Source organism: Kitasatospora sp. NPDC056783 (genome assembly GCF_042789895.1).
In the GTDB taxonomy this organism is placed as follows: domain Bacteria; phylum Actinomycetota; class Actinomycetes; order Streptomycetales; family Streptomycetaceae; genus Kitasatospora.
On sequence record NZ_JBHUAF010000297.1, the window covers coordinates 6605 to 10694 of the forward strand.

4 protein-coding genes are annotated in these 4090 nt (G+C 73.3%); 3 read left to right on the forward strand and 1 reads right to left on the reverse strand.

Annotated elements, in window-relative coordinates; genetic code table 11:
• Positions 1-104 precede the first annotated feature (104 nt).
• Positions 105-992, reverse strand: coding sequence for a hypothetical protein (locus tag ACFRMQ_RS30640; protein ID WP_380733947.1), 888 nt, complete (start codon positions 990-992; stop codon positions 105-107).
• A 381-nt stretch (positions 993-1373) separates the two neighbouring features.
• Here ACFRMQ_RS30640 and ACFRMQ_RS30645 point away from each other — a divergent pair, with 381 nt between their 5' ends.
• The 3 genes from ACFRMQ_RS30645 (at position 1374) to ACFRMQ_RS30655 (ending at position 3904) form a co-directional block, all read left to right on the forward strand.
• Complete coding sequence (locus ACFRMQ_RS30645) at positions 1374-2453, forward strand: LuxR C-terminal-related transcriptional regulator (RefSeq protein WP_380733948.1); 1080 nt, start codon at positions 1374-1376, stop codon at positions 2451-2453.
• Positions 2454-2603: 150 nt separating this feature from the next.
• Positions 2604-3245: a hypothetical protein gene (locus tag ACFRMQ_RS30650; protein ID WP_380733949.1), complete on the forward strand. Its 642-nt coding sequence runs from the start codon at positions 2604-2606 to the stop codon at positions 3243-3245.
• On the forward strand, positions 3245-3904 hold the full coding sequence (locus tag ACFRMQ_RS30655; RefSeq protein ID WP_380733950.1) for an RICIN domain-containing protein: 660 nt from the start codon (positions 3245-3247) through the stop codon (positions 3902-3904). The genes ACFRMQ_RS30650 and ACFRMQ_RS30655 overlap by 1 nt, the downstream gene beginning before the upstream one ends.
• Positions 3905-4090: the final 186 nt, after the last annotated feature.

Below are 4090 nucleotides of genomic sequence, written 5' to 3' on the forward strand. Positions count from 1 at the left end.
ATCCGGTCATCTCCCGGGCGGGTCGCCTGGTCTTCGGCCGGGTGCTGGACCACCTGCGGGAGGCGTAGCAGCACGGGCCGCCGGGAGGGCGCCCGGTCGCCGCGTCAGCGTCCGCCTCGGCGCCGGCGCCGGTCGGTGGCGGCCCGGGACCAGGCCAGGTACTGCTGGCGGACGTACCGCCGCGCGTCCTCGCCGTCGGCGGCGGTGACGCCGTCGTGCTCGGTCAGGCGGCCCGCCGCGAACCGCGCCTGCCCCGCCTTCGCGAGGACCGTTTCCTCGTGGGCCAGGGCCGCGGTCCGGTCGCTGAGCGCGGCGCCGCGCAGCAGGTACTCGCGCCGCTTGCGGGGCGGGCTCTTCTCGGTGGTCCGCCAGGCCGCCAGGCGCCTCTCCTCCTCCTCGACGCCCGGGGCGTCCGCGTACGCCTCCTCGGCGGTGGGCACCGGGCCGACCGGCACGCCGCGCAGCGGCTCGGGCGGCAGCCGCGGCAGCCCGTGGAGGCCGAGCACGGCGTTGGCGAACTCCGGCTGTTCGACGGGCAGGCCGCGTCGGCCGAACACGGCGAACAGCTCGGCCAGCGCCACCGGCTCGAAGCCGCGCGACCGGTCGTCCTCGGTGACGTCGACCCGGCCCAGCACCGGGCCCCAGAACAGGCCGGGCGGGTCCGTGAGGCGCAGCCGGAGGATGACCTCGTGGCCACTGGTCTCGATCTCCTCGTGGAACTCCAGGGCCAGGCCGCGGATCTCCGACCAGGCGTAGTGGCGCGGGACCAGCATCCGGACCAGGGTGAGGCCGCTCTCCTCCTCGCGCAGCCAGAAGGTGTGCGGCACCCCCGCGGCGACGCCGACGGCGATCAGCACGCCGATCAGGGTGGCCGTCCCCGGGCCGGTGGCGCCGGATCCGCCCAGCGCGACCGCCGAGACCAGGGCCAGCGCGCAGCCGATCCCGATGTTGCTCCCCCACTGGTGCATGGCCGACAGCCGTATCGTCCGCATCCCGCCCCCTGGCGCCTTGGTGTGGCTCCACGCTCCCGGGAGTGCCGGGGCCGGGCAAGCGTCGGTGGAGAGCTGTGACGGCCCCGTGACGAACCCGCCGCGCGGCGGCTCTCGCGGCGTCGCACCACGCGCCCTCGCCGAACTGTTCACCCTGTCCGCCCTGTTCGGCCGGCCCGGCCCGCCCGTCGACCGGCCGGCCTTCACGAACGCCGCGCTCCCGCCCACGGACTGCCGAGGGATCGCGGCCGAGGCGACTCAATCGCTCTCGGCCTAAGGATTTTGACGATACGTCAAGGTGACGACCGGGTTGTCGCGAGGTGAAGGGGCCCCCTCCGGCCGACAGGCGAGTGGGAGTACGAACTACGTGCTAGCGTCCCCCTCATGGGACGACGCGGGGCTCGTGGGGTGGCGGCACGGTCGGCGATCGAGGGAATGCGGGAGCTCGCCGGAGCGGGCCTGACGGCGCCGGAGGTCTTCCGACGGGCGGACGAACTTCTGCGCCCGGCACTGGAGTTCGACGCGGTGTGCTGGCACACCGCGGATCCGGCCACCGGGCTGGTGAACTCGGTGCAGAGCGAGGACCTGACCCTCGACGGGTTCGAGCAGGCCGTGCGGCTGGAGGTGTGGGAGGACGATCTGGCGACCTTTCCCAAGATCCGGCGCAGCGGGGTGAGTGCCGAGACGCTGAGCCGGGTGACCAGGGGGCGGCTGGCGAAGAGCGTGCGGTTCAGGGAGCAGGTCTCGCCGGCCGGGTTCGGGGACGAGCTGCGGGCGGTGTTCGACGCGGCCGGCGGCATGTGGGGGTGCGCGGCGTTCCTGCGGGCCCCGGACCGCGGCCCGTACCTGGAGCGGCACCGCGAGTTGGCCGATGCCGCCGCCCGGCACCTGGGCCACGCGCTGAGGGCGTGTCACGTGCCGGTCGGAGCGCCGGACGGGCCCGATCCCGATCCCGCCGTGCTGGTGCTGGACCGGCGCAACCGCCTGCAGGCCCTGTCGGGACCGGCCGAGGAACTGCTCGCCCGGCTGGCCGACCCCACCCCGAGCTCGCTCACCGTCCCGACCAGTGTGGCGATGGCCGCCGAGCACGCCCGCCGGAGGGCGCACGGGCTGGCCGTGCCACAGCTGCCGGTGCGGGTGTGGACCAGGGACGACCGCTGGTACCTGCTGCACGGCGCCGCCCTGCGAGGCGGCGAGGCGGCGGACGCGGTGACGGTGGTGGCCTCGCCGGCCTCGCCGGCCGAGGTGATGCCGCTCTACCTGGCCGCGTACGGGCTGACGGCCCGTGAGCAGGAGGTGGCGCTGCTGCTGGTGCGCGGCAGCGACACCAGGGACGTCTCCCGGGTGCTCGCGATGACCCCGTACACGGTGCAGGACCACCTGAAGTCGGTGTTCACCAAGACCGGAGTGGGCAGTCGCCAGGAGCTGATCGCGCGGATCATGCTCGGCGGCGGCCGCTGCTGAGCCGCACCCCGCAGGACGCGCCCCGGTGCGCGCCCCCCAGAAAGCTGGGATGGAGGGGACCCCGCCGCGAACATGAGGATTTCCTTAACGGGGTTCACGTCATGGACATGGCATACCGAAGCGCATCCCTTCCACCTGAGGAGCACCCTCATGAGTTCGCGCACCACGCGCGCCAGGCGCACCGCCCTCACCTCTGGAGTCGCCGCGCTCGTCGCGGTCACCGGACTCGGCCTCGGCGCCGCGCCCGCACACGCCGACACCGCACCGCCGACCGCCACCTGTGACCCGGCCAAGGACTACCTCTGGGAGGACATCTCCTCGGTCCGCGTCGAACCGACCGTCACCGAGTTCCTCGCCGTCGCGATCGCCCCCGGCACCACGGGCAGCTACACCAAGACCCTCAGCGAGGTCGACTCGGTGAGCACCACGATCAACTCCAGCACCGAGGTGACCGCCGAGTTCAAGGCGATCTTCGCCAAGGTGAGCGTCAAGGTCGGGTTCTCGGTGTCCAACACCAAGTCGACCACCCGCACCACCACCGTCACCGACACCGTGAACTTCAACAGCCCGGGCTACTACGGCCTCTACCGCGGCACCCGCAAGGTCTCCGGCGAGTGGGTCCGGTACATCTGCGCCCGCAGCGGCGGCACCGGCTACTGGGTCAACACCAATCCGAACGGCGTCGGCACCTTCACCACCTTCGACGTCCCGGAGCAGGGCACCGTGGCCTGCTCCTTCCCGGAGCCGGCCGGCACCCTGCGCGCGGCCGCGCGGGCACGGCTCGTCTGCTGATGGCCAGGACCACCCAACCGGCCGACCGGCCCGCCCACCGCGAAAGCGAGTCCACGATGCCCCACCCGCACCGTCAGCGCTCCCGCGCCCGCCGCCCGCTGAACGTCCTCGGCACGGTGGCCGCCGCCGGCGCCCTGCTGTTCACCGCCGCCCCCGTCGCCCTGGCCGCCCCCGCGCCGACCGGAGGCCTCGCCGCCGACCCGACGAGCAACTACTCCTGCGACCACCGGCTCAACCGCATCATTCCGGGCGGGGACGGCATCAAGCGGCCGCTGACCGTCGCGCTCTCCCCCGGCAACCACGGCTCGGTCATCCAGTACAAGAGCGAGGACCAGCTGAACCAGCTGTGGAAGGTCTGTCGCAAGCGGGCCTCCGACGGCCGCGAGCTGGTGTACCTCCAGGACGCCTGGCGCCGCTGGTGCATGGCGGTCGACCACTGGGGCCTGGAGGACGGCACCTGGATCATCACGCAAGGCTGCGTCGACGAGGACGTCCCCAAGAACCAGTCGTTCTGGATGGCGAAGGTGGCGGGCAGCAACCTGTTCGCGCTCCAGGCCCAGGTTTCCGGCAAATGGGTCGCCGCGTCGGGCCACAACAACGAGATCAGCCAGATCGTCCAGGACAGCAAGCCGGACCTCTACTACCTGGAGCCCGCCTGATCACCCATCGGTGAGGCCGTCGGCGGGGAAGTCCGGGCTACCCGCCGACGAGCCGGCCGCGCCGAAAGGGGTCCGTGGTGGCCCCGGCGGCCCGCTGCCGGGCCCTGGTGTCGCTCCACGCGGGCTGGGCATCAATAGCGTGGATCGCACCCGCGCCGCCGCGGGCCGGCCGGTGGCCGGCCGGCC